26 protein-coding genes are annotated in these 26,974 nt (G+C 33.0%); 17 read left to right on the forward strand and 9 right to left on the reverse strand.

The window, feature by feature from the left end:
• The first annotated feature begins 69 nt into the window (after positions 1–69).
• Complete coding sequence (locus ASE40_RS10770; protein ID WP_057116944.1) at positions 70–1,314, forward strand: ABC transporter permease; 1,245 nt, start codon at positions 70–72, stop codon at positions 1,312–1,314.
• Between the two features lie 107 nt (positions 1,315–1,421).
• Here ASE40_RS10770 and prmC read toward each other — a convergent pair whose 3' ends face one another.
• Together prmC and ASE40_RS10780 are read right to left on the reverse strand one after the other, a co-directional pair.
• On the reverse strand, positions 1,422–2,276 hold the full coding sequence (prmC, locus tag ASE40_RS10775) for a peptide chain release factor N(5)-glutamine methyltransferase (protein WP_057116945.1): 855 nt from the start codon (positions 2,274–2,276) through the stop codon (positions 1,422–1,424).
• Positions 2,277–2,364: 88 nt separating this feature from the next.
• Positions 2,365–2,850 (reverse strand): GNAT family N-acetyltransferase, encoded by a 486-nt coding sequence (locus ASE40_RS10780; protein ID WP_057116946.1) that lies wholly within the window; start codon positions 2,848–2,850, stop codon positions 2,365–2,367.
• Positions 2,851–2,947: 97 nt separating this feature from the next.
• Between ASE40_RS10780 and ribD the strand changes: the two genes are divergently transcribed.
• From ribD to ASE40_RS10795, 3 genes are read left to right on the forward strand one after another with little or no spacing between them, the layout of a single operon-like run.
• A complete protein-coding gene (gene ribD / locus ASE40_RS10785) occupies positions 2,948–3,997 on the forward strand; it encodes a bifunctional diaminohydroxyphosphoribosylaminopyrimidine deaminase/5-amino-6-(5-phosphoribosylamino)uracil reductase RibD (protein ID WP_057116947.1) in 1,050 nt (349 codons plus the stop codon).
• Positions 3,990–4,592 (forward strand): HAD family hydrolase, encoded by a 603-nt coding sequence (locus tag ASE40_RS10790; protein WP_057116948.1) that lies wholly within the window; start codon positions 3,990–3,992, stop codon positions 4,590–4,592. The genes ribD and ASE40_RS10790 overlap by 8 nt, the downstream gene beginning before the upstream one ends.
• A 10-nt stretch (positions 4,593–4,602) precedes the next feature.
• Entirely contained in the window at positions 4,603–5,235 is a 633-nt protein-coding gene (locus ASE40_RS10795; protein ID WP_057116949.1) for an IMPACT family protein, read from the forward strand.
• Between the two features lie 31 nt (positions 5,236–5,266).
• Here ASE40_RS10795 and ASE40_RS10800 read toward each other — a convergent pair whose 3' ends face one another.
• Entirely contained in the window at positions 5,267–5,671 is a 405-nt protein-coding gene (locus tag ASE40_RS10800; RefSeq protein WP_057116950.1) for an acyl-CoA thioesterase, read from the reverse strand.
• Between the two features lie 187 nt (positions 5,672–5,858).
• On the opposite strand from ASE40_RS10800, the gene dnaA reads away from it, so the two are divergent.
• From dnaA to scpA, 10 genes are all read left to right on the forward strand, one after another.
• A complete protein-coding gene (gene dnaA, locus ASE40_RS10805; RefSeq protein ID WP_057116951.1) occupies positions 5,859–7,286 on the forward strand; it encodes a chromosomal replication initiator protein DnaA in 1,428 nt (475 codons plus the stop codon).
• An 8-nt stretch (positions 7,287–7,294) separates the two neighbouring features.
• Positions 7,295–7,762 carry a low molecular weight protein-tyrosine-phosphatase gene (locus ASE40_RS10810; protein WP_057116952.1) on the forward strand — a complete coding sequence of 156 codons (468 nt, stop codon included), beginning with the start codon at positions 7,295–7,297 and terminating at the stop codon, positions 7,760–7,762.
• A 59-nt stretch (positions 7,763–7,821) separates the two neighbouring features.
• Positions 7,822–8,535: an SAM-dependent methyltransferase gene (locus ASE40_RS10815; protein WP_057116953.1), complete on the forward strand. Its 714-nt coding sequence runs from the start codon at positions 7,822–7,824 to the stop codon at positions 8,533–8,535.
• 20 nt (positions 8,536–8,555) lie between these two features.
• Positions 8,556–8,963, forward strand: a complete 408-nt coding sequence (locus tag ASE40_RS10820; protein WP_057116954.1) for an energy transducer TonB — start codon at positions 8,556–8,558, stop codon at positions 8,961–8,963.
• A gap of 58 nt (positions 8,964–9,021) precedes the next feature.
• Complete coding sequence (locus tag ASE40_RS10825; RefSeq protein ID WP_057116955.1) at positions 9,022–10,149, forward strand: methionine aminotransferase; 1,128 nt, start codon at positions 9,022–9,024, stop codon at positions 10,147–10,149.
• A 75-nt stretch (positions 10,150–10,224) separates the two neighbouring features.
• Positions 10,225–11,106, forward strand: coding sequence for an SDR family oxidoreductase (locus ASE40_RS10830; RefSeq protein ID WP_057116956.1), 882 nt, complete (start codon positions 10,225–10,227; stop codon positions 11,104–11,106).
• 265 nt (positions 11,107–11,371) lie between these two features.
• A complete protein-coding gene (gene udk, locus ASE40_RS10835) occupies positions 11,372–11,980 on the forward strand; it encodes a uridine kinase (RefSeq protein WP_057116957.1) in 609 nt (202 codons plus the stop codon).
• Positions 11,981–12,137: 157 nt separating this feature from the next.
• Entirely contained in the window at positions 12,138–12,470 is a 333-nt protein-coding gene (locus ASE40_RS10840) for an FtsB family cell division protein (protein ID WP_057116958.1), read from the forward strand.
• Between the two features lie 14 nt (positions 12,471–12,484).
• The gene (locus tag ASE40_RS10845) at positions 12,485–13,849 is read left to right on the forward strand and encodes a methylmalonyl-CoA mutase subunit beta (RefSeq protein WP_057116959.1); all 1,365 of its coding nucleotides are present in this window, start codon (positions 12,485–12,487) and stop codon (positions 13,847–13,849) included.
• A gap of 222 nt (positions 13,850–14,071) precedes the next feature.
• The gene (scpA, locus tag ASE40_RS10850; RefSeq protein WP_057116960.1) at positions 14,072–16,210 is read left to right on the forward strand and encodes a methylmalonyl-CoA mutase; all 2,139 of its coding nucleotides are present in this window, start codon (positions 14,072–14,074) and stop codon (positions 16,208–16,210) included.
• Between the two features lie 146 nt (positions 16,211–16,356).
• Here the strand turns inward: scpA and ASE40_RS10855 are convergent, their stop codons facing one another.
• The 4 genes from ASE40_RS10855 to dapF all read right to left on the reverse strand — a co-directional run bounded on the left by ASE40_RS10855 (position 16,357) and on the right by dapF (position 19,925).
• On the reverse strand, positions 16,357–16,995 hold the full coding sequence (locus ASE40_RS10855; protein ID WP_057116961.1) for a hypothetical protein: 639 nt from the start codon (positions 16,993–16,995) through the stop codon (positions 16,357–16,359).
• Positions 16,996–17,474: 479 nt separating this feature from the next.
• Positions 17,475–18,515 carry an endolytic transglycosylase MltG gene (gene mltG, locus ASE40_RS10860; protein WP_057116962.1) on the reverse strand — a complete coding sequence of 347 codons (1,041 nt, stop codon included), beginning with the start codon at positions 18,513–18,515 and terminating at the stop codon, positions 17,475–17,477.
• 10 nt (positions 18,516–18,525) lie between these two features.
• Entirely contained in the window at positions 18,526–19,059 is a 534-nt protein-coding gene (locus ASE40_RS10865; RefSeq protein ID WP_057116963.1) for a GNAT family N-acetyltransferase, read from the reverse strand.
• Between the two features lie 83 nt (positions 19,060–19,142).
• Complete coding sequence (dapF, locus tag ASE40_RS10870) at positions 19,143–19,925, reverse strand: diaminopimelate epimerase (protein ID WP_057116964.1); 783 nt, start codon at positions 19,923–19,925, stop codon at positions 19,143–19,145.
• A gap of 159 nt (positions 19,926–20,084) precedes the next feature.
• Here dapF and ASE40_RS10875 point away from each other — a divergent pair, with 159 nt between their 5' ends.
• Both ASE40_RS10875 and ASE40_RS10880 read left to right on the forward strand, forming a co-directional pair.
• Complete coding sequence (locus ASE40_RS10875; RefSeq protein WP_057116965.1) at positions 20,085–21,485, forward strand: Do family serine endopeptidase; 1,401 nt, start codon at positions 20,085–20,087, stop codon at positions 21,483–21,485.
• A 208-nt stretch (positions 21,486–21,693) separates the two neighbouring features.
• Positions 21,694–23,142 carry a glyceraldehyde-3-phosphate dehydrogenase gene (locus ASE40_RS10880; protein ID WP_057116966.1) on the forward strand — a complete coding sequence of 483 codons (1,449 nt, stop codon included), beginning with the start codon at positions 21,694–21,696 and terminating at the stop codon, positions 23,140–23,142.
• Between the two features lie 62 nt (positions 23,143–23,204).
• Here ASE40_RS10880 and ASE40_RS10885 read toward each other — a convergent pair whose 3' ends face one another.
• Entirely contained in the window at positions 23,205–23,663 is a 459-nt protein-coding gene (locus ASE40_RS10885) for an Lrp/AsnC family transcriptional regulator (RefSeq protein ID WP_053474073.1), read from the reverse strand.
• Positions 23,664–23,863: 200 nt separating this feature from the next.
• Between ASE40_RS10885 and ald the strand changes: the two genes are divergently transcribed.
• The gene (gene ald, locus ASE40_RS10890; protein WP_057116967.1) at positions 23,864–24,982 is read left to right on the forward strand and encodes an alanine dehydrogenase; all 1,119 of its coding nucleotides are present in this window, start codon (positions 23,864–23,866) and stop codon (positions 24,980–24,982) included.
• A 131-nt stretch (positions 24,983–25,113) separates the two neighbouring features.
• Here the strand turns inward: ald and pafA are convergent, their stop codons facing one another.
• Positions 25,114–26,733, reverse strand: coding sequence for an alkaline phosphatase PafA (gene pafA / locus ASE40_RS10895; protein ID WP_057116968.1), 1,620 nt, complete (start codon positions 26,731–26,733; stop codon positions 25,114–25,116).
• Positions 26,734–26,974 lie beyond the last annotated feature (241 nt).

Genomic DNA, 26,974 nt, shown 5'->3' on the forward strand with positions numbered 1-26,974 from the left:
TTTAAAATAAATAATAGCGCTTCGAAAACAAACTTGTAACAAAAAACGTATTTTCGTGACAAATTGGTCATGATGCTAAAATTATTTAAAGAAAATATTCGAATTGCGTTTGGTTCTATCAAAACACAATTACTGCGTACTATTCTTACCGTTTTAATTATCGCTATTGGTATAACAGCTCTGGTTGGAATTCTAACGGTGGTTTCTGCTTTAGAAAATACAATTTCTACCGATTTTGCGTCAATGGGAGCAAATACATTTAACATCAATCAATACGAAAATAAAGTTCGTAATCGTGGCGGCAACGAACGAGAAGTCATCAATCCGATTATTTCTTATCCCGAAGCTGTTGCTTTCAAAAATAAATACAAATATCCTTTTACAGAAACTTCTTTGTCATTTACAGCAACTTCTACGGCTGAAGTAAAATATTTAGGCGAAAAAACAGATCCTGAAATTACAATTGTCGGAGTTGACGAACATTTTATTACTAATTCTGGTTTGGAAACAAGTTTAGGAAGAAGTTTTAATCAATTTGACGTTGAAAATAATACCTATTCCTGCATTGTTGGTTCTGACTTTGAAAAAGGACTTTTAAAAGATATTAATCCAATTGATAAAATCATCTCAATTCGAGGTGCCCGATTCAAAGTAATTGGTGTTCTTAAAGAAAAAGGTTCAACATTTGGAAACAGTCAGGATTTACGAGTTTTGATTCCGATTCAGGTTGCAAGATCTTTATTCACGGCACCAAATATCAATTATACAATTAGTGTTATGGTTTCTAAAAAAGAAGTTTTAGACCAGGCAATTGACAATGCAACAAGCACAATGCGAAGAGTGCGCAAATTAAGCCCCGTTCGTGACAATAATTTTGGCGTTGTTCGAAGCGATGATTTAATCAATAGAATTCTCGGAATTACTCAATATTTAGGATGGGCCGCATGGATTATCAGCATCATAACTATCTTGGGATCTTCCATAGCTTTGATGAATATTATGATTGTTTCGGTTACAGAACGTACTCGCGAAATTGGTGTCCGTAAAGCTTTAGGAGCAAAAAGATCAACCGTAGCATTCCAGTTTTTTATTGAAACTTTATTAATTGGACAAATTGGAGGTTTAGTCGGAATCGTTTTGGGTATCTTGCTTGGTTTCGCTATTGCAGCAGCGATGAGCTTCGTATTTGTGATTCCGTGGATGGCAATTTTTGCCGCTTTTGCAACAAGTTTTTGCGTTGCATTGGTTTCTGGTTTATATCCAGCAATTAAAGCTTCTAAATTAGATCCTATTGAAGCTTTGCGATATGAATAATTTTTTAGTATTCAGTCTCAGTTTTCAGTCTCACTAACAGTTTTCAGTTATTGGTGTTACCGAAAACTGTGACTGAGACTGAGACTGTAAACTGAGACTGAAAAACTTTAAATATTCCCTTTTATCATTCTGTCGTTATCGTAAATATCTTTTCGCAGCTCTACGTTTTTAAAATCCATATTTTCGAGCAATTCAATCATTTCTTTTCCAAGATATTGATTGATTTCGAAATATAATTTTCCTTTTTCAAAAAGGCGTTTTTGTGCCAGCGAAGCAATTTTTCTGTAAAAAATCAAAGCATCATTATCTTCCACGAAAAGTGCTAAATGCGGTTCGTAATCCAGTACATTTTTTTTGATTTCTTCTTTTTCTAAATTTCGAACATAGGGCGGATTCGAAACAATAATATCAAAATTACATCTTAGTTCTTCGGTTTCTAAAATATCCAAAAGAACAAAAGTCACATCGACATTATTTTTTACAGCATTTCTTTTTGCTGTTTCTATTGCTTTTTTAGAAACATCGATTCCATAAACCTCAGCATTAGGCAGATTTTTTGCCAGCGAAATAGCAATACAGCCGCTTCCGGTTCCAATATCTAGAATTTTCGTTTTTTTTGATTTATCTGGATTAGAATTTTCATTAATAATCCATTCTACTAATTCCTCAGTTTCTGGCCTTGGAATCAAAACATTTTCATTTACTTCAAAATCCAAACCATAAAAGTTCGTTTTTCCTAATAAATATTGAATTGGAACTTCTTTTTTGAGCTGTTTTAAAAGCTCGTCCCATATAACAAAATCATTCTCTTCAAAAGTCAATTCATGATTTAATGCCAAATCAATCTGACGAAGTTTATGTTTTTCTTCCAGAATTAAATAAAAAAAACTCTCCGCTTCGTACGCATCGTAAAAAGGCGATAATTCTTTAATAAATTGAGTGCGGTATTGTTTAATTTTCATTTCAATTTTTTGAACATTATGTACCAGTTAAAAACTGATTTTTACAATTCAATAAGTCTCGTTAACACAAAATTGTTACAACTTCTAATTACAAAACTTTCAGCATCCATATTGGACAAGAGCAATGTCCTGTTGACCCTAATGGCGCATCCAGATATTCAAAACCAGATTTTTTATACAACTTTTGTGCTGCATGCATAAAAGGCATTGTTTCTATATAACATTTTTCGAAACCAAAATCCTTTGCTTGCTCTAAACACTTTTCCATCATTTTGGCTCCAATTCCTAAACCGCGGGTTTTGGGCAGAAAATACATTTTCTGCAATTCGCAGATTTTTGGATCCCCATTTTCCAAAGGCGCAATTCCAGCACAGCCTACAATTTCACCTTCACTTTCTACAACAAAATAGGAAGATTTTGCTTTACTATACTCTTCAAACATTAAATCCAAATAAGGATCTTCGTATGCAGTTCCGACTTTTGGAATCTCCATTTCGTCAAAAACTGATCTAATTAAACTCGCAACTGATTGATTATCTTCTTTTTCAATTGCGCGTATAAGCCAATTTACCATTTTTTTTAATCTAAAATATTATAAACGCAAAATAAAGGTAGTTATTTCTATAGTTTCTTAACTTAGTCATAAACTCAAAAATAACTACTTTTGCACCGTGAATATACATGAAAAATATATAAAACGCTGTATCGAACTGGCACAAAATGGGCTTGGAACTACTTATCCGAACCCAATGGTCGGAAGCGTAATTGTTTACGAAAATCAAATTATTGGCGAAGGCTGGCACAAAAAGGCCGGTGAACCACATGCAGAGGTAAATGCGGTTCGATCTGTGAAGGATAAATCACTGCTAAAAAAAGCTACAATTTATGTAAGTTTAGAGCCTTGCAGTCATTTTGGAAAGACGCCTCCTTGCTGCGACTTAATTATCGCAAATCAAATTCCGAATGTAGTTGTCGGAACGGTTGATCCTAATGAAAAAGTGGCCGGAAAAGGAATTCTAAAATTAATCGAAGCGGGAGCAAATGTTACTGTTGGAGTTTTAGAAGATGAATGCAACGAGTTGAACAAACGTTTTTTTACTTTTCATCAAAAAAAGAGACCCTATATTATTTTAAAATGGGCAGAGAGTCAAGACGGATTTTTAGCTCCTGAAAAAACAATCAGCCAGGATCGTAAACCTATTTGGATTACAAATACTTATTCTCGCCAACTGGTTCACAAATGGAGAACCGAAGAGCAGGCTATTTTAGTTGGGACACAAACAGTTGCTGCTGACAACCCTAAATTAAACGCCAGAGACTGGAGCGGTAATAATCCTGTGAGGGTTATTATAGATCGGGAAAATAAAATTGACGAGAACAGTTTTATTTTTGACGACACTGTAAAAACAATTATTTTTTCTAATGAAAATAGAAAAACATCAACAACAAATACGCAGTTTGAAGTAATTGATTTTAGTAAAAATATTATTCCTGAAATTTTAGATGTTTTATATAAAAATCAAATTCAATCGATAATAATTGAAGGCGGAAGACAAACTTTACAATCTTTTATAGATGAAAATATTTGGGATGAAGCTCGAATTTTTGTTGGAAAACAAAGTTTTGGCAATGGAACAAAAGCTCCAATTATTTCAAGAAAAAACAACAGTAAAACTACTATTTTAAGCGACGAATTAATACAGATTAGAAATTATGATTGATACTATAATTTTTGACTTTGGAGATATTTTCATCAATTTGGACAAACCTGCCACAATTTCTGGTTTGCAAAAATTAGGAATGACAGAATGGAATAATGACTTTGATCAATTAAATTTTTCTTTTGAAACTGGACATATTTCTCCAGAAGATTTTATTGGCGGTTTTCAAAAACAACTTCCGAATGCATCGAAAGAAGAAATCTTAAAAGCTTGGAATGCTGTATTGGCAGATTTTCCTTTATACCGTTTGGAGTTCCTAAAAGAATTATCCAAAAAATATCGTTTGTTTTTGTTGAGTAATACTGATTCTATTCATATCAACACATTTGAAACAAAAAACGGAACTGCCTTTTATGAAGATTTTTATGGCTGTTTTGAAAAAGTTTATTTCTCCTTTGATATGGGATTAAGAAAACCAGATCCAAAAATTTATCAATTCTTGCTTGAAAAACATAATCTATTACCAGAAAACACTTTATTTGTTGACGATAAAAAAGAAAACACCGACAGCGCAGCAGCTCTAGGCATTAAAGTCTGGAATCTTCAAGTTGGGAAAGAAGATGTTATTGACCTTTATAATAAAAATATAATTTAGAATACTGCTTTTGGAAATTAACGATACTTATCAAACTATTGCATCTCCATCTGAAGAAATGCTGTTTAAAGAAAAAGGCAGTAAATTCTTTGGCTATGCATTTCCGATAGATCATGAAGACGAAGTAAAACCAATTATTGAAGACCTTAAAAAACAACATCCGCATGCTGTACATTATTGTTATGCTTATCAACTGGGTGTTGGAAACAAAATTTCATATCGTGCTAATGATGACGGCGAGCCAAGCAATACTGCAGGCGCACCTATTTACGGGCAGATACAATCTTTTGGAGTAACGAACGTTCTTGTTGTGGTTGTTCGAATTTTTGGAGGCGTAAAATTAGGAGTCGGCGGTTTAATTGCTGCTTATCGGACAACAGCTCAAATGACTTTAGAAACTTGCGAGATTATTGAAAAAACAATTGACGAATCATTTTTAATTTCATTTGATTATAAAAACATGAATAAAGTAATGCGTGTGATCAAAGAGAAAAAGTTAGAAATAACTTCTCAAGAAATGGAAATGGATGATATTTCTGGATTACCGATTGGCAAAATTACGATCAAAACGCGAAAAAAAAATGCCGAAACAGTGTTCAGCATTTTTGATTTAATGTTTGAAATTGATATTAAAATTGTATAAATTAGTAGAAAATCTTTAAGCGATTTAACAATTATTCAAGCGATTTAAATATTTCTAAAATATAATCTGGAGGAGCTGTCGGACGACCTGTTTTTAACGAAATAAATACTAAAATAAACGTCGCAGTTGTTAATAACTCATTTGACTCATTATAGATCTCGCAGTCAAATTCAATCTTGACAGAAGAGTGACTTTTGAAAGTTGTATGAATTGTTAAAAGCTCATCGTATCTCGCCGATTTTTTGTAACTTATGTTCATGTTTACAATTGGCAGACCAATACCGCTTTCTTCTATGCTTTTATACGAAACCCCTTTATTTCTAAGCCATTCCACGCGTCCGATTTCAAAATAAGGAATATAATTTCCGTGATAAACGACTCCCATCTGGTCGGTTTCTGAGTAACGAACTCTTACTTGAGTCTGGTGATTTTTCATTATTTAGAGATTAAAAAAATTCAAATTTAAAAAGCCTACTTACAACTTTTTTTTATAAAATTAGATGTCAAAATATTTTTTTTTACAGAAATTTGTTCACATATTTGTTATCCCGAAATACGGAATAAAATTGCTCCTCATTTATTAGGAGAATCTTTATAACAATAATAAAAATTTATCTGAATCTATGACTAAAACTGCTCAATCGGTATGGGAAAACTGTTTGTCCTTTATAAAGGATAATATTCAAGATCAAGCATACAAAACTTGGTTTGAACCAATCAAATCAGTTGAGCTAACCGATAACGCATTATACATTCAAGTTCCAAGTAAATTTTTCTACGAGTGGCTCGAAGAGCACTATGTAAAATTATTGAAAGTTGCGCTTACCAAAGAACTGGGAAAAAACGCAAAGTTACTCTATAAAATTAAAATGGAGAACACTTATGGTAACAAACAGCCGTTTACCGAGCAGCTGCCAAGTTCCAACAGAGTGCCGATGAAACCGCAAGAGGTTGATGCTCCGTTTAAAAACTTAAATCCTGAACTAAAAAATCCATTTGTAATTCCTGGAATTAGAAATTTAAAAATTGAGTCTCAGTTAAATCCGAACTACAGTTTTGATAATTTCTTAGAAGGAGATTCTAACCGTTTGGCTCGTTCTGCAGGTATGGCTGTTGCCAACAAACCTGGAGGAACTTCATTTAATCCGTTATTGATATTTGGAGGAGTTGGTTTAGGAAAAACACACTTAGCACATGCTATAGGTGTAGAAGTAAAAGATAAATATCCTGAAAAAACAGTTTTATATATTTCTGCTGAGATTTTTACACAGCAGTATATTGATTCGGTAAAAAAGAATAATCGTAATGATTTCATTCACTTTTACCAATTAATAGATGTTTTAATTATTGATGATGTTCAGTTCCTATCTGGAAAATCAGGTACGCAAGACGTGTTTTTCCATATTTTCAACTATTTACATCAAAATGGAAAACAAGTAATTTTAACTTCAGATAAAGCTCCTGTTGATATGCAGGATATTGAACAAAGATTATTGTCTCGTTTCAAATGGGGATTGTCTGCAGAATTGCATCAGCCTGATTACGAAACCCGTATCTCGATCCTAAAAAACATCTTATATCGTGATGGTGTTGAAATGCCAGAAGATATTTTAGAATATGTGGCTCGAAACATTAAAACAAATGTTAGAGAATTAGAAGGTGCCATTATTTCCTTAATCGCTCAATCTTCTTTCAACAAAAAAGAAGTTACAATCGAATTAGCGAAAAGCGTTGTAGAGAAATTTGTTAAAAACGTAAAAAGAGAAATCTCAATCGATTATATCCAAAAAATCGTTTCAGATTATTTCCAGTTAGATATTGAAACACTTCAATCGAAAACCCGAAAGAGGCATGTTGTGCAAGCAAGACAATTAGCAATGTTTTTTGCTAAAAAATTCACCAAAGCTTCTTTAGCCAATATCGGTTCACAAATTGGAGATCGTGATCACGCAACTGTTCTTCACGCTTGTAAAACAGTCGACAACTTAGTTTCTACAGACAAACAATTTAAAAAGTTTGTTGAAGACATCAATAAAAAACTAACGCTTTAAGACGCATCATGCCTGTAAAAATCCTAATGGTTTGTTTAGGGAACATCTGTAGATCTCCCTTAGCAGAAGGAATTTTAGCTTCTAAATTACCTAAAGATAAATTCTTTGTTGATTCAGCCGGAACAGGTTCTTGGCACGTAGGCCACTGTCCTGACAAACGCTCGATCGAGGTTGCCAAAAAAAACGGTATCAATATCAGCGGACAAAAAGGCCGACAGTTTAAAACCAGTGATTTTGATGAATTTGATTACATCTTTGTAATGGACAATTCAAATTTTAATGATGTAAATCATCTTGCTAAAAATCCTGAACACAAAAACAAAGTTCATTTGATTCTAAATGAATTATTTCCCGACGAAAATGTAGACGTTCCAGATCCATACTTCGGTGCTACAAACGGATTTGAAAATGTTTATCAAATGCTGGACGAAGTAACAGACTTGATCGCCGAAAAACTAATCAAAAAACACGCTTAATTTAATTCAATTGTTTCAAAAATGAGATAATTGAATTTTTTAATTTTAAACATATACACATGAAACTTCTAGGAAAACTATATCTAATTCCAACTACAATGGGCGAAAACGATCCGATGGATGTTTTACCTCAAACAGTTAAAAGAAGTATCGAACTTATAGACCACTATATTGTTGAAAACGATAAAACCGCTAGAAAATCGATTAAAGCAGTTTATCCTGAAAAAAAGCAATCCGAGTTGGTGCTTTTTACTCTTAACAAACGTACTGAACCAAACGAACATTTAGACTTTATCAAACCTTTGTTAGAAGGAAAAAATATGGGTTTAATGAGTGAAGCAGGATGCCCTGGTATCGCTGATCCAGGTGCGGTAATTGTAAAATTAGCACACGAAAAAGGAATTCAGGTTGTGCCTTTGGTTGGACCATCTTCTATCCTACTTGCTATGATGGCTTCTGGAATGAATGGCCAGAGTTTTACTTTCAACGGATATTTGCCAATTGACAAAGACGAGAAAAAATCGGCATTGAGACATTTTGAGAAATTATCTTTTGATAAAAACCAATCACAGATTTTTATTGAGACTCCTTATAGAAACAACAAATTGGTTGAAGATATTTTGCAGATTGTAAGTCCGTCAACACATTTATGTATCGCCACAGATATTACACTGCCGACAGAATTCATTAAAACAATGAAAATTGCCGACTGGAAAAAACTGAAAGTTGATTTACATAATAGACCAACGATTTTTATTATCCATAAAATGTAGACTAACTCAAACCATCATCCATGAAAAAACTTTTATTTCTGATTTTAATTTGTGCTGCCCAAAGTTCATTCTCTCAAGCAACTAAAACTGTTAGTGTTCTTTCTGACGATGAAAATCATGTTTACAATACCGCAGGAATAGATATTAAACCAGAGTTTCCGGGAGGATTAAATGAATTTTATAAATACATCTCTCAGAATTATAAAATTCCACAAGAAAAGCCCATTACCGTAAAAGGAAGAATTGTAGCCACTTTTGTTGTTGAAAAAGATGGCTCGTTAAATGAAATAAAAATTGTAAAAGATCTCGGTTTTAACACAGGAAATGAAGCAATTAGGGTTTTAAAGCTATCTCCTAAATGGAATTCAGGAAAATTAGAAGGACAAGACGTTAGGGTTTTATTTGCTCTCCCTATAACAATCAATTAAATTCTCAATTGGTCTTCCTTTTTATTAAATAAGTTTTTCTCCTAATCAAACTTCAAGCATGAGTAAACTCCCAAACGTAACCACAAGCATTTTCACGGTAATGTCAAAAATGGCAGCCGAATACAATGCGATAAATCTTTCGCAGGGATTTCCAAATTTTCCTGTAGATGAAAGATTAACAGATATAGTTGCAAGATTAGCGAATGAAAACGTTCACCAATATACTCCAATGGCAGGTTATCCTCCGTTGATGAATAAAATTGCCAAACTAATTCAAGATTCTTATAACAGAACAATTAATCCTGATTTAGAACTTTTAGTTACAGCTGGCGCTACACAGGGAATTTTTACTTCAATTTTAGCTTTAGTAAAAGAAAATGATGAAGTCATAATTCTTGATCCAAGCTACGATTCATACGAATCTCCTGTTCTACTCTGCAAAGCTAAGCCCGTTCGTGTGGCTTTAAACGACGATTATACACCAAATTGGGAAACAATCGAAAAGGCGTGTTCAGCAAAAAGCCGAATGATTATCATCAATAATCCGCATAATCCGACTGGAAAAATATTAACTGAAGCTGATTTTCTTGAGTTAGAAAAAATCCTTTCCAAATATCCAGACCTTTTAGTTTTATCCGACGAAGTTTACGAATATATTACTTTTGAAGAAAAACATATTTCAGCACACACCAAAAACTTTCTTTTAGATCGCTGCATAATGGTTTCTTCTTTCGGGAAATCATTTCATATTACAGGCTGGAAAATTGGCTACACAATTGCGCCAGAACATTTAATGAAAGAAATCAAGAAAGTGCATCAGTTTTTGGTTTTCAGCGTTAATAGTATTTCTCAATTTGCCATCAACGAATATTTAGACGTTGTCGATGTCAATCTTCTTGGAAAATTCTATGAAGAAAAAAGAGATTACTTTCAAAAATTACTTCAAAACAGCCGATTTGAATTAAAGCCCTGCGAAGGAACTTATTTTCAAGTCGCTTCATATGCAAATATTTCAAACGAAGATGATGTGACTTTCTGCAAAAACCTAATCATTAATTACGGTGTTGCAGCAATTCCGATTTCGACTTTCTACTCTGATCATAAAGATCAAAAATTAATTCGGTTTTGTTTCGCCAAAGACGACTTTACACTTGAATCTGCTGCGAAAAAATTATGCGGAATATAAAATTTTTCAAAATTTTATAACATTATTATGCGTGCATCCTATTTTATTTAACTAATATTGCAAAAAAAGAAAAGTATGAGCTATACAGACAAAATGTTACGTGATGATGCTTTACAAGGCAAAGTCATTGTCGTTACAGGCGGCGGAAGTGGTTTAGGTAAAGCTATGACCAAATATTTTCTCGAATTAGGAGCTCAAGTAGCGATAACTTCTAGAGATCTGGAAAAGTTAAAAACTACAGCTGCCGAACTGGAAAGCGAAACTGGCGGCAAATGTCTTCCTTTGCAATGCGATGTTCGTCATTACGAAGAAGTAGAAAACATGCTTCAAGAAGTTTTAAAAGCTTTTGGCAAAGTGGATGTTCTTTTAAATAATGCAGCAGGAAATTTTATTTCACCAACAGAAAGATTGTCTGCTAATGCATTTGATACAGTTATAGATATTGTGTTGAAAGGTTCTAAAAACTGTACACTTGCGTTTGGAAAACACTGGATCGACACGAAACAAACTTCGGCAACGATTTTAAATATAGTAACTACTTATGCTTGGACAGGATCTGCTTATGTTGTTCCTAGCGCTACAGCAAAAGCAGGGGTTTTGGCAATGACAAGAAGTCTTGCTGTAGAATGGGCAAAATACGGAATTCGTTCTAATGCAATTGCTCCAGGACCTTTCCCAACAAAAGGAGCTTGGGACAGATTACTGCCTGGAGATTTATCTGAAAAATTTGATATGGCTAAAAAAGTGCCATTGAAAAGAGTTGGTGATCATCAGGAATTAGCCAATTTAGCAGCTTATTTAGTATCTGATTTTTCAGCCTATATCAATGGAGATGTAATTACGATTGATGGAGGCGAGTGGTTGAAAGGCGCAGGCCAATTCAACTTATTAGAAGCAATTCCAGAAGAACTTTGGGATCAGCTTGAAATGATGATTAAAGCAAAAAAGAATAAATAATTACAAGTGCTTACTAAATTCAGAATATTTTTTTAAAACTATACTGATTGCACGAAATCCCGAAGGTTTACTTTCGGGATTTTTTTTAAAATAAAAACAAACATTTTAACCATATAAGTGATATAAGTTCAGTTAAGTACTGTTTTGCTTAAAAAATTTTCCGCTTAAATTTACTTATATTACTTATATGGTTTAAAACAGATAATATGTTTAGCGATTCAGTTAAATTATTATTTTTGCCAAACAAATATCAAACAAAAATTTTATGCTCATTATTGGAATTGCAGGAGGAACAGGAAGTGGAAAAACCACAGTAGTACACCAAATTATGAATGAATTGCCACACACAGAAGTTGGGGTGATTTCTCAAGATTCGTACTATAAAGAAACAACCAATTTGTCTTTTGACGAAAGAGCATTAATTAATTTTGATCATCCGCGTGCTATCGATTTTGAATTGTTAGAAAAACATTTAAAAGCTTTAAAAGCTGGAGAAACAATCGATCAGCCTGTTTATTCTTTTGTACAGCACAATAGAACAGATGACACGGTTTCAACTCATCCTCGAAAAGTAATGATCGTAGAAGGAATTCTAATTTTAACAAATCCAGAATTACGTGAAATGTTCGATATTAAAATCTTCGTTCACGCAGATTCTGATGAAAGATTAATTCGTCGTCTAAAAAGAGATATTTCAGAACGCGGACGTGATATTGACGAAGTTTTAAACCGTTACCAAACGACTTTAAAACCTATGCATGAGCAATTTATCGAGCCGTCTAAAGCTTTCGCAGACATTATTATCCCAAATGACAAATACAATACTGTAGCAATTGATGTAGTTCGCGCAGTAATTAATCAGCGAATTTCATAATTTTTATCGTAAATTTAAACCATAATAATAAGGAGCTGTTTCCCGCTATTCGTTACAATCTTTTGTGTCTCGTTAAAGAAACGAGACACAAAAGGATTTTCACTTCTATCGGGGCTAAAAAAACACCAATCATATTCAAAACAATATTCGTTTAAAAATGAAATTAAAAAATCCATATAAAGACAAAAAATGGTTCAAATACCTTGGAAACAAATACGTTTGGGTGTTGCTGTTTTTTATTGTTTGGATGTTATTTTTAGACAACTACTCTTATTTTGATCATCGCTTTTTAGATCAGCAAATAAATGAGCTTCAGGATAATAAAAAATATTATCAGGAAGAAATCAAAAAAGATCAGGAACAGATCAAGCAATTAAAAAATCCAGAACAAATTGAGAAATACGCCCGCGAAAAGTATTTCATGAAAAAAGACAGCGAAGATATCTACATCATACAATTTGAAGGAGACACTATTCCAGAAAAAGAATAATCAAAAAAAATAAAATGGCCACTAACCTATTCGACGATTTTAATCCGATTTCATCCAAACAATGGAAACAAAAAATTCAGTTTGAATTAGATGGAGCCGATTATAATCAAACTGTTATTTGGAATTCTCCAGAAGATATTCAGGTAAAACCTTTTTATCACAGCGATGAATTCACCAAAGCAGCAAATGTAAATACACAAGCCTCTGATTTTAAAATCTGCCAGAATATCTTTGTTTATGATGTCGATAAATCTATCGAACGAGCTTTGAACACTTTAGAAAGAGGTGCCGAAAGTCTTCGTTTTACTATAGAAAATGACAAAATTGATGTTCAAAAATTACTAGAGAATCTTCCTTTAGAAAACAAAATCGTTTACTTTAATTTCAATTTTATCTCAATCGATTTCGTTAAAAAATTAGATACAATTTCAATCCAAAAAAAGGCTTATTTTTATTGCAATTTTGATCCTATTGGACAATTAGCACGCGACGGAAATTGGTTTACAACTTCAGAGAAAAATAATTTTGAAACTTTAGATTTACTATTTAAAAATACAACCAACTTAAATCTCTTAAGCGTAGATCTAGGTTTATATCAAAATTCGGGTGCAAATATTACCCAGCAGATTGCATACAGTCTAGCGCATGCTAACGAATACCTGAATCGTTTTTCTGAATTAACGAAACCAATTGTTTTTCAAATCTCTGTTGGAACCAATTATTTCTTCGAAATTGCAAAACTTCGCGCACTTAGAATGCTTTTCGATTTAATAGCAAAAGAATACAATTCTAAAATAAAATGCCATTTTTTGGTAACGCCGACAAAACGAAATAAAACGATTTACGATTATAATGTTAACATGCTTCGTACAACAACAGAATGCATGTCGGCAATTTTAGGAGGTGCAGATGCAATTGCTAATTTGCCATACGATGCCTTGTATCATAAAGACAATGAATTTGGAGACCGCATCGCCAGAAACCAGCTTTTGATTTTAAAACACGAAAGCTATTTTGACAAAGTAAATAATCCAGCTGATGGAAGTTATTATATCGAAAGTTTAACAATGCAGATCGCCGAAAAAGCTTTAGCCTTGTTTAAAGATATTGAAGCTAATGGAGGTTTCTTGAAGCTTTTAAATGATGGAACAATCAAAAAGAAAATTCAGGAAAGTGCCAATAAAGAACAGGAATTATTTGATTCTAAAAAGGAAATTCTTTTAGGAACAAATAAATATCCGAACAAAGAAGACAGAATGAAGCATGATTTAGAACTGTTTCCTTTTGTCAAAATCAAACCCAGAAAAACATTAATTACGCCCATAATCGAAAAAAGACTTTCAGAAAAAATGGAACAGGAACGATTAGAACAAGAATAAGATGGGAATTTATTTTGTTATCTTTTGGATATTATCATTAATTATGATAGTTACTTGTTTAATCTATTTGACAATCGGAATCACATATAAAAACTATAAAAAGATTTTCATAGCAATTACAACCATGTTATTAGCTATACTTTTTTATTATTTACCATATTACATGATAATGAATAATATGATTAATGCTCTTAAAAATCTTCAGTAGTCATTCAATATAAAATGAGAAAAGACCTTAAACATATAAAGCTGGAAGTTAAAAGTGAAGAGTTAAGCGAACCAACGCAAAACCCAGAAGACTTAGAACAATACTTCACAACTGCAGAGGGAATTGAGATTAAAAAAACTTATTCTGAAAAGGATATAGAAGATTTAGAATTTCTTGATTTCGGAGCTGGTTTTGCACCTAATTTACGCGGTCCATATGCAACAATGTATGTACGACGCCCGTGGACGATACGTCAATATGCTGGATTTTCTACTGCGGAAGAAAGCAACGCTTTTTACAGAAAGAATTTAGCTGCGGGTCAAAAAGGACTTTCAATAGCTTTTGATTTACCTACACACCGCGGGTACGATTCTGACCATGAAAGAGTTGTGGGTGACGTTGGAAAAGCCGGCGTTGCAATAGATTCTGTCGAAGATATGAAAGTGCTTTTTGACCAGATTCCACTTGATGAAATGTCGGTATCAATGACGATGAATGGAGCTGTTTTACCTATTATGGCCTTTTATATTGTCGCTGCCGAAGAACAAGGTGTTACCCCAGAAAAATTAGCAGGTACTATCCAAAATGATATTTTGAAAGAGTTTATGGTACGAAACACCTACATCTATCCTCCTGCTCCTTCGATGAAAATAATTGCTGATATTTTTGAATTTACTAGCAAAAAAATGCCAAAATTCAATTCTATCTCGATTTCTGGTTATCACATGCAGGAAGCTGGAGCCACTGCCGATATTGAATTGGCTTATACTTTAGCAGATGGTTTAGAATACATTCGAACAGGATTATCAACAGGAATGACAATTGATGAATTTGCTCCGAGGCTATCTTTCTTTTGGGCAATCGGGATGAATCATTTTATGGAAATTGCCAAAATGAGGGCTGGACGTATGATCTGGGCAAAATTACTACAGCAGTTTAATCCGAAAAGTGATAAATCTTTGGCTTTGCGAACACACTGTCAAACTAGCGGCTGGAGTTTAACAGAACAAGATCCGTTTAATAATGTTGCTAGAACTTGTATTGAAGCTGCTGCAGCAGTTTTTGGAGGCACACAATCGCTTCATACGAATGCTTTAGATGAGGCAATTGCGCTTCCAACAGATTTCTCCGCAAGAATTGCTCGTAACACTCAAATTTTTCTTCAGGAGGAAACTAAGATTACTAAAACAGTTGATCCGTGGGCTGGAAGTTATTATGTGGAAAGTTTAACTAATGACATCACAGAAAAAACTTGGAAATTAATTGAAGAAGTTGAGGAATTAGGCGGCATGACTAAGGCAATTGAAGCTGGAATCCCAAAACTTAGAATCGAAGAAGCTGCCGCGAGAAAACAAGCGCGTATCGACAGCGGACAGGATATTATTGTCGGCGTTAACAAATATCGATTGGAAAAAGAAGATCCATTAGATATTTTGGATGTTGATAATCAATTGGTTCGCAAACAGCAGATCGAACGTTTAGAAGAAATAAAAAGAACAAGGAATACAGAAAAAGTAAATAATTCACTAGAAAAACTAATCCTTTGTGCACAAACAGGACAAGGAAACTTATTAGAAAATGCAATTGAAGCCGCCAGAAACAGAGCAACACTAGGCGAAATTAGTAATGCATTGGAAACTGTTTTTGGTCGTTTTAAAGCACAAATCAAATCTTTTAGCGGTGTGTATAGTGCAGCAATAAAAAATGACGAAAATTTTGAGCGGGCAAAACAACTAGCTGATGTTTTTGCTAAACAAGAAGGTAGACGCCCAAGAATTATGATTGCTAAAATGGGGCAAGACGGTCATGACAGAGGTGCAAAAGTAGTGGCCACTGGTTATGCCGATGTTGGTTTTGACGTTGATATTGGTCCGTTATTTCAAACTCCAGCTGAAGCAGCGAAACAAGCTGTAGAAAATGATGTGCATATTTTAGGAGTTTCTTCACTTGCAGCCGGTCATAAAACATTGGTCCCGCAGGTTATAGAAGAATTAAAAAAACATGGCCGTGATGATATTATGGTAATTGTAGGCGGTGTTATTCCGTCTCAGGACTATCAATTTTTGTTTGATGCCGGAGCTGCTGCCGTGTTTGGTCCAGGAACTAAAATCAGTGAAGCTGCTATTAAAATCTTGGAGGCCTTGATTGAGTAAGTTTTTTAGTCTCAGTCTCGGTTTTCAGTTATTAGGGGATGTTGATGAAAAAATTCTTAAGGTTTTATAGTATTACTTAAGGCTGATTGAAGAGATAAAAATAGAAAAAGAGGTTGTTTCAAAATTATGAAACAACCTCTTTTAATTTAGTCGTTTACTGTTGCGTTACTATCTGCTTCTATAAAAGAAAGATCGTAACCTGCAAAATCTCTCATATAACTTTTCAAAGAAGTTCCAAAAGCATCTCTAAAATGTCTGCTTCCTTTGTTTTTGAAAAAATTCTTTACGGAACCTGCACCGCCTAAATGCGCTGCAGCTAAAATTCCAGATTCGGTAATTTCAATACCGCTGATGATTTTGCCTTCATACTTTTCGATTTCATTGCGTAAAATCCATTTGTTTTTGGCCAATAAAGCCATGAAAGCTTTTTCTTGTAGGGCAGGATCTTTTAAAAAGGCTTTATTATCATTAATTCCGATTGCTCTTAAAGCTTTAGAACCAAATTGATATTTACCCATGTAGCCAAGAGAATTTACTAATCTGTATTTCCCTTGAGATTCTTTAAAAGCAACTGCTTCTTTAAAACCTATTAGATGATTTCCTGTATATGGGACGTTGGTGTTTGGATAATCATCCTTTTCTTTAGATGGAAAAATATATTCTGATCCATCTGTTTTTTCAATTGAAAACCAAGGTTTGGTTTCGTGGTTAGAGGGAATAAATCCCAAACTTAAAAATGTAATAATAACGACTAAACTCGCATAAAAATACCATTTCTTTATCATAAATTGTTTTTCTTCAAGACGCTGTCACCCTCTTGAAATTTCTACGGTGCAAAGATAAGGCATTTTAAAAATATGCTATAAATCAACGTTTTAACATTTTTATCAAAAAACTCAAAATTGCTTTCGTCCCAGTTATAATAATGGATTCCAAAAGTTTTATCGAGTGATTTTTTACCTTCAAAAATTGAATTTTAGGCTCAAAAAAAATCAAATTTTATATTAATTTTAAGTAAAAAAGGCTAAAAAGAAAGAAATAGATTACAATTATTTACTCGTTTTGATCCAAATTTTGAAAACTACTTTTTGAATTTTATAAAATTTCCCATTAAAAAATGTTTATTTTTTTATGAAGCTGAACAAAAAAATACTCAAAATAATAATTTGATATTTTTAAGATCGAAATCACTTTTCAACTAAAAATTAGAAACAAAAAAACCGAAGTAAAATTACTTCGGTTTGGAATAATTTAAAAAAGTAAATTATCTTGTTACGCCCTGACTAGCGATCCAGTCAGAATATTTCTTTGCGTTTACATTATGTTCTGCCAATGTTGCCGCAAATTCATGATATCCGAAACGTTCTACACTTGCACAGAAATAAATATAGTCGTTTTTCTCTGGATTTAAAACTGCTTCTAACGCTGTAATATCAGGCATAGCGATTGGTCCTGGAGGAAGTCCTTTATTCACATATGTATTATATGGTGATCTCATAATCAAATCGTTATAAAAAACTCTTTTAATAACTTGATCAAAATTATTGTCTCTTAATTTCAATGCATAAATAACAGTTGGATCTGCCTGTAATGGCATTTCTAAACGAAGACGATTTAAATAAACACCAGCAATACGCGGTCTTTCATCTTTTTTAACTGACTCTTTATGAACAATAGATGCCAAAATCGTAGCTTGAACAGGAGTTAATCCTTGCGCTTTTGCTTTAGCAATTCTATCACCTGTCCAGAAATTATTATACTCCTTAATCATTTTATCACGAAACTTCTCTGCCGAAGTATTCCAATAGATTTCATATGTGTTTGGAATAAACATAGCAAAAACATTATCTTCATTAAAACCATTTGCTGCTAAGAAAGTAGAATCTTTTATAGCTTTCATTAATGATAAACTATCTGCTTCTATTTCTGAACCAATTCTTCCGGCAAAATTCTCTAGACGTTCTTGATTATTAAAAACCAATTTCACTGGAATATTAGAACGCATTGCTCGTACTAGATCAATATTGTTCATGTCTTTCTTTAAAAGAAAACGTCCAGATTTTACATTTTCCGGATAATCTCTCTTTTCGGCAACCATTTCAAAATTGTCGAAATTTTTGATGTAAGGCGATAATATCTTTTTTACATCGGCATAAGTTGCATCTGTAGGCACATACACGTACAATTCTTTTTCTTCAAACTTAGTATTAGAACTAAAAATTTTACTGATTAAAATAAAACCATAAATCATTAAGACTGAAATTACGGCTACGGCACTTATTGTGATAATTTTTTTTAGAGTCAAAGCTTAAAATTTAAATTTGTTTATTAATTAATTGAAAAATTGCTTCATCTTGGTAGTGGTTATGATACAAGATCCAATCTTTCTTTATTCCGATTTTCTTAAAACCAAATTTAGTAAAAAGTGCAAGACTAGCTACATTTTGTACACCAATATTTGCATACAATTGATGGAGGTTTAAATTATAAAAAGAATATTTTATTAAAAGTTCTAGAGCCTCAGAACCAATATTTTTTCCTTGATTTTCTTCTTTCTGAATAACAATCCCAATTCCTGCCCTATTATTTCTAGGATCAAAATCAAATAAATCAATTAATCCAACAGCAGGAAAATCTTCATCCTGACAGATTGCCAAACGAAGTTGTTTTGCTTCATAAATATCTTGATGGGCATTTTCTAAATATTGTTTAATCAAAAAACGGCTGTAAGGAGTTTGCGTATTGCTAACTTCCCAGATATTCTCATCATTTTCTATCGAATAAATGAACTCTAAATCTTGAGGCTCAAGTGCACGCAGATAAATAGAATCTCCTTTTAATGTTATCATTTACAATTTTAGATTTTAAATTTTAGATTGCAGATTTTAGAATGTCAATTGGAATTTGGAACTTAAAATGTTGGAATTTAACATTAGATCTCAATTGTTCCTTTAAAAACAAATTTTGCAGGTCCAGTTAAGAAAACATTTGTGTAACCATCATTTTCTTTATCAAAAGAAACCACAAGTTTTCCACCTTCAACATTTAAATTAATTGAGGTTTTATCTGTTTCGCCAATTGCATTCATCGCTATTGCAACTGCAGTTGCTCCCGTTCCACATGCCAATGTTTCGTCTTCAACACCTCTTTCATACGTTCTCAAAGAAAAAGTATCATTATCAACTTTTTTTACAAAATTGATGTTGCTGCCTTTTTCTCCATATAATTCTCCATAACGAATTGCTGCGCCATTTTCTTTTACATTATAGTGTTCCAAATCATCTACAATTTGAACATGATGTGGCGATCCAGTATTTAAGAACGTATAAGAATCTTTTTTCTGTATTTCGTTGACGTCAATCATCTGCAAGGAAACAATAGAATCATCATTAACAGAAGCATGGTGTAATCCGTCAGTGGCAATAAAAGTTGTTTTGTCATCAATTACTCCCAACTGATTGGCAAAAGCAACGAGACAACGCCCACCATTGCCGCACATGGAGCTTTGATTTCCATCGGAGTTATAATAAACCATTCTAAAATCGGTTTCAGAGTCATTTTCAAGCAGAATCAATCCATCAGCTCCAATCCCGAAACGTCTGTCGCACAAGCGTTCAATAAGTTTAACATCTTCTTTTGGAAAGAAATTTGAACGATTATCAATCATTACAAAATCGTTCCCGGTTCCTTGATATTTATAAAATTCTATTTGCATTTTTTAGTCATTAGAAATACAAAAGTACAAACTATTAATTAATGAAATGTTAATCATTGTTAAAGAGAGTTAAACCGTTTTTACAAATAATTTTTTGAAGTAATTTTACGTTAAATAACATGAACATAAATTCTAATAACTTTAATTACAAATTCTAATATGAAAAGATTTTCAGCCTTATTTTTAGTGTCATTATTAAGTGGTGCTATTACTCTTGGTGCTTACAAGTTATTATTTGAAAGCAACAATTCTTTTTTTGGAAAAGGAAATTCTGTTGTTACTCTTGCCCCCAATTCATTTGGAAAAAATGTTGGTTTAGCAGCTGAAACAGTAGATTTTACCGAAGCCGCAGACAAAACTATCCATACCGTTGTTCACGTAAAAAATGTTTCTAGAAGAACCGTTAGTAATCCGATGCTTGAATTTTTCTATGGTTACGGAGGACAGCAGCAACAAGAACAAGTTGGTACTGGTTCTGGTGTAATTATTTCCGAAGATGGATACATTGTAACCAACAATCACGTTATTAAAGATGCTACGGAAATCGAAATTACTTTAAACAATAAAAAATCATATAAAGCGAAGTTAATCGGTACAGATTCAAAAATGGATATAGCACTTTTGAAAATCAATGCCGATGAAAAACTTCCTTACACCGCTTTCGCAAATTCAGACAGCGTAAAAGTTGGAGAATGGGTATTGGCAGTTGGAAATCCGTATAACTTAACTTCTACAGTAACTGCTGGTATTGTTTCGGCGAAAGCCAGAAATTTAGATCAAAGCGGCATTCAATCATTTATCCAGACAGACGCAGCAGTTAACCCAGGAAATAGCGGTGGAGCGTTAGTTAATGCGAGAGGCGAACTAATTGGAATTAATACCATGATTTCCTCAATGACTGGTTCTTATGTAGGATATTCTTTTGCTGTACCTTCTAATATCGCTCGAAAAATAATCGAGGATATTATGGAATATGGAAATGTGCAAAGAGGAATTTTAGGAGTTGAAGGTGGTGAACTAAATAGTACCGCATCTAAAGAATTAGGTATTACAGAAACTCAAGGATTCTACATTAATAGAGTAACCAAAAATTCTGGCGCAGAAAAAGCAGGCTTAGGCAAAGGTGATATTATTGTAAAGCTAGATGATCAAAATATTTCTACATATGCAGATTTATCAGGTTACATTAATACCAAACGCCCAAATGATGTAGTAAAAGTAACGTATATTAAAGATGGAAAAACTAAAACTGTTCCAGTAACTTTAAGTAAAAATGAATTTTACAGCGCCGAGTTTAAAGGAATTGAATTAGAAAATATCGATGCTGCAGACAAGAAAAAATTCAGAATTGATTATGGTGTTAAGATTAAAAATATTACAAATGAGAATTTAATGCAGTATCAAAATGAACTACAAGGTAATATCATTTTAAGTATTGATAATGTTAAAGCAACAAATGTTGAAACAGTTTCGAAACTCTTAAGTAAAAAAGACGAAGGCCAAAGTGTTCGAATTGAAATGATCAACAGAAACGGAGAAATTTTTAGAATTATAATTTAAGTCACAGTACTCAGTCCCAGTTTACAGTTTTTACAACTGAACACTGTGACTGAGACTGAAAACTAAAAAAGCCATCTTAGGAAATTTAAGATGGCTTTTTTATTTTTTAAAATAAATGCTAAAATAGTTTACGAAATCGATTGAAATAGATACTTTTGCGCCAAATTATAAAATAAGTGAGCGTTTTATTATTTCAATTTAATCTATTATGAACAACAAATCTTTGTACCAAAAAGAGGTATCATTACAGGTCGACCGAAGAAGAGCTGGAGTCGAATTAATTAAAATCATAAGTGATTTATGGTATGACAAATCGGTAGAAATGGTTTTATTTAAAAACCAACTGCTAGACAAAAATGTCAGCGATATTATTAACCTTCATCAATATGCGGGTGAATTTGTTGGAAAACCAATCACCATATTTGATTCTGTAGAAATTGCAAAAGTCGTTTTATCTTTAGAACTGCCACCGGCAAAAATAGATCTTGGAAAACTAACCTACGAATATCGCTTAGAGGACGAAAAATATCCAGATGCAAGGTATTTTGTGATGGATAAATTGAAGAAAGCCAAATCATCAAAAGAAATTCAACCGAAAGATGTGGTTTTATATGGCTTCGGAAGAATCGGACGCTTATTAGCAAGAGAATTGATGTCTAAAACCGGGAAAGGAAATCAGCTGCGTCTGCGAGCAATTGTAACTCGTGATAAAAATGATGCGACAAGTTTAGAGAAACGTGCTTCTTTACTCCGTTATGATTCTATCCATGGTGATTTTCACGGATCTGTTATTGCCGATCCAAAAAATAACTCTCTAATTATCAACGGAACTACAGTTCATATCATAACCGCAAATTCTCCTGAAGAAATTGATTATATGCAATACGAAATTAATGATGCTTTACTAATTGACAATACTGGAGCTTTTACAACGGAAGAAGCTTTAAAAAGACATTTAAAATCAAATGGAGTTGAAAAAGTTTTATTAACGGCACCAGGAAAAGGAGTTCCAAATATTGTTTACGGAGTAAATCAAAATGAATACAATCCTGATGAAGTGGATATTTTTTCTGCAGCATCTTGTACAACTAACGCCATTACTCCAGTTTTGAAAGTCATTGAAGATACTTTGGGAGTTACTAAAGGCCATTTAGAAACCATTCATGCTTATACAAATGATCAGAATCTAGTTGATAATATGCACAAAAAATACCGTCGCGGAAGAGCTGCTGCGTTAAATATGGTAATTACTGAAACTGGTGCTGGAAGTGCCGTTGCAAAAGCTTTGCCATCTTTAGAAGGAAAATTAACTTCAAATGCGATTAGAGTTCCTGTTCCAAATGGATCTTTGGTTGTTTTAAATTTAGAAGTTAAAAAAGCGACATCAATTGCTGGCATTAATAAAATAATGAAGAAATATGCTCTTGAGGGAGAATTGGTAGAACAAATTAAATATTCTTTAAATAATGAATTAGTTTCATCTGACATTGTTGGAACTTCTGCCCCTTCCATATATGACAGCAATGCGACAATTGTATCTAAGGATGGAAAAAACATCGTTTTGTATATCTGGTATGATAACGAATATGGATATAGTCATCAAGTGATTCGTTTAGCAAAATATATTGCCAAAGTAAGACGTTATACGTATTATTAATTCAACCAAATTAACTTTTTTTCTTAGAACCATCAGGCTTTTCTTGATGGTTTTTTGATTTGCTAAATAGGCAAAACCGTAGTACTTTTTACCTCCGAAATCACAAAAACCGTATTGATCAAAGAAACTTCAGGCAAAACAGATAATTTCTTTTGATGGAAATGATGATAACTTTCCATATCTGGAATAATGATTTTAAGCATATAGTCGAAATTTCCAGAAACATAATTACACTCCACAACTTCGGGTAAATTTAAAATCGATTGATTAAACCCTTCAGATGTGTCATAAGTCTGTTTTGTAAGTGTGACCTGGCAGTAAACCGTTAAGTTATTTCCCAACTTTTTCTTGTCTAAAATAGTAACATATTTTTCTATAATACCATCTTTCTCAAGACGTTTCACTCTATCATGAACAGGAGTTAGCGACAAGTTTATTTTGTTTGCAATGTCTTTTAAAGTGTAATGTGCATCTTCTTGAAGAAGACGTAAGATTTTTTTGTCAATTTCATCTAAAGCCATAGCGAAAACGTTTTATTAGATTAATAGTTTTTAGTCTTTTTTTCTTTTTCAAGAATAAAATTGAACATAAAACAGAATATTTTTCTGTAAAAGTAAAAAATAAAATAATATTTTCTTATTTAACAATCATTAAACCATAATTTCTTCTCTCTCTGTAGATTTGTAAAACAATTTCAATAAAAACAAAAATATATAACAAAATGATAATAGGTGTTCCAAAAGAAATAAAAAACAACGAAAACAGAGTTGCTTTAACTCCTGCTGGTGTATCAGAAATGAAAAAACACGGGCATACAGTTTATGTTCAAGCTACTGCTGGTTTAGGAAGTGGTTTTAGTGATGATGAATATGCTCAAGCTGGTGCTGTAGTTTTACCAACTATTGAAGAAGTTTATGCAATTGCAGAAATGATTATCAAAGTTAAGGAACCAATTGCTTCTGAGTATCCTTTGATTAAAAAAGATCAATTACTTTTCACTTACTTTCACTTTGCTTCATCAGAAGAACTAACTCATGCTATGCTTGAGAAAGGAGCTGTTTGTTTAGCCTACGAAACTGTAGAAAAAACAGATCGCAGCTTACCTCTTTTAGTACCAATGTCAGAAGTTGCAGGTCGTATGGCAATTCAACAAGGAGCTAAATATCTTGAAAAACCATTAAAAGGAAGAGGAATTCTTTTAGGTGGTGTTCCAGGTGTACCTCCTGCAAAAGTTTTAGTTTTAGGCGGAGGAATTGTTGGAACTCAAGCTGCAAAAATGGCTGCAGGTTTAGGTGCTCAAGTTACTATCATGGATCTAAGTTTACCTCGTTTGCGTCAATTAGATGATATTATGCCTGCGAATGTAAATACAGAAATGTCTAACCATTATAATATCACTAGAGCAATTAAAGATGCTGACTTAGTTGTTGGAGCGGTTTTAATTCCAGGAGCAAAAGCACCTCACTTAATTACTCGTGATATGCTAAAATTAATGCGTCCAGGAGCCGTTGTTGTTGACGTAGCGGTTGATCAAGGTGGATGTATTGAAACTTGTACTCCTACAACACACGAAAATCCAACTTTTATTATAGATGATATTGTTCACTATTGTGTAGCTAATATGCCAGGTGCTGTACCTTACACATCAACTTTAGCTTTAACTAATGCAACTTTACCATATGCCGTACAACTAGCAAACAAAGGATGGGAGAAAGCTTGTAACGAAAATGAAGAATTGAAAAAAGGTTTAAATGTAGCTAATGGAAAAATCCTTTACAAAGGAGTTGCTGAAGCTTGGAACCTTCCTTTTAACGAAGAGATAGTATTAGCAAACGCATAGTGCTAATACTTAATAAGTGCTTACTAAGTCACTATTATAAAGGCTTTTCTTAATTGAAAAGCCTTTTTTTATGCATAAAAAAAACTGTCTTCATAAAAGACAGGTTTTCTATTTCTAATAATATTAAGATGTTATTTCTTTTCATCTAAAACTTCCTGCAATACTTTTGCTTCAGTTCCATTAGGAAAAGTAACTTTAATTTTTTGAGCAATTGTCGGAGCTATTTCAGTAATTGCTTTTTTATCATAAGATTCCCCTTTTTTGATATGCCACCCGTAAAAAATAGCTGGGACATGAGTATCATAACTGTAGATCGTTCCATGAGATGTACCTGTCGTGCTATATTCAATATCCCCTGGTTTATCAACTATAACTAAATCACCATTTTGTGTAACATCATATCCTTTAGCCACAAAATTAAGAGCGTAATCGTTTCCACCATTAGCTAGAATTTCTTCTTCTGTATAAACCTTTTTAACTTGTGGTTGAGAAATCAAGAAATCTTTAAAAGCTTTTTTAACTTTAGATAATTCTAAACCTTTATCTTTAATTATCTTCTTATTCAAGAAAACATTAAAATTCGAATAGTTTAAAACCAGATCTACTCCAAAAGTTTTTACTGAGAAATCTTGCATGCTTTTCTTAACTTCTTTTGACGGATAGTTATCTACATTGTATTTACGGTCTTTTAAGTAAATTACATTCTCTGCTCCTGCGTGATCCGCAGTTAGGAACAACAAATAATTACCTTTACCAACAGTTTTATCTAAATAGGTTAAGAAATCAGCAATAGTTTGATCTAGCCTCAAGTAAGTATCCTGAAGTTCCATAGATCTTGGTCCAAGTAAATGACCTACGTAATCAGTTGAAGAAAAACTCACAGTTAGGAAGTCTGTAATATTATCTTTTCCTAATTCTTCTTTTTCAATTGCTCTTTTAGCAAAATCTGCCAAAAGATCGTTTCCATAAGGAGTAGCACGAATAATTCCAGCATCATTTTTCTCATACATAGTTTTCAAATCGTATGGAAAAACTGGAGCAGCACTTCCGTACAATTTCCCCTCATAAGGATTATTATCTGGGAGACTTTCATTATAAACTGAAGCTGGTTTATACAAATCCCAGCCTTTATCAATATATTTTAAGTAGTTTTTTTCATTATTGAATTCAGACACCCATTCTGGTAATTTTTCTCCATAAAAACTGCTAGAAATAAATGAACCTGTTTTGCTGTACCAAAATGCCCAATTCGCAAAATGACCAGCTGGTAAAATTGCGCCACGATCTTTAAGACTCATTCCAATAACTTTTCCAGCAAAATTAGTTGCCATTCGAACTTCATCTGTTATTGTAGTACTTTGAAGATTTTTAGGAGACATTGCACCTTCTTCTGCAGTTCCGTCTCCAACCGTTTTCACACCTGCGTCATCTGTACAGTACATTTCTTTTCCAAGAGTTCTACTGAACCATTCGTTTCCTACGATTCCGTGCGTAGCAGGAGTTGTACCCGTGTATATAGAAGCATGTCCTGGTGCAGTATAGGTTGGCATATAATTATAATGCATATTCTGAAAAACATATCCATTATTCATTAATTTTTTAAAACCATTCGGGGAAAAATCATCTGAAAAACGGTATAAATATTCCATTTTCATTTGATCAACTACTATACCTACAACTAACTTAGGACGTTGTTGTGCACTTAGATTTGTAATTATAAAAAGTGCCAACAGTAAAATACTTTTTCTCATGTTTAAATAATAATTTGAGCACAAAAATACTCATTCAAATTTAAAACTTCTAAAGTATCAATGTAGAAGAACAAACAATTGACTATAATTTAACAGTTTAATCTTTAATGTATCTTTTAACAAAATCAAACAAATACAAAACAAAAAACCCTATCCAGTTTGGATAGGGTTTTCAAAGAAAGGCGGCGACATACTCTCCCACAATACTGCAGTACCATCTGCGCAGGCGGGCTTAACTACT

Source organism: Flavobacterium sp. Root935 (assembly GCF_001429295.1).
Lineage (GTDB): Bacteria > Bacteroidota > Bacteroidia > Flavobacteriales > Flavobacteriaceae > Flavobacterium.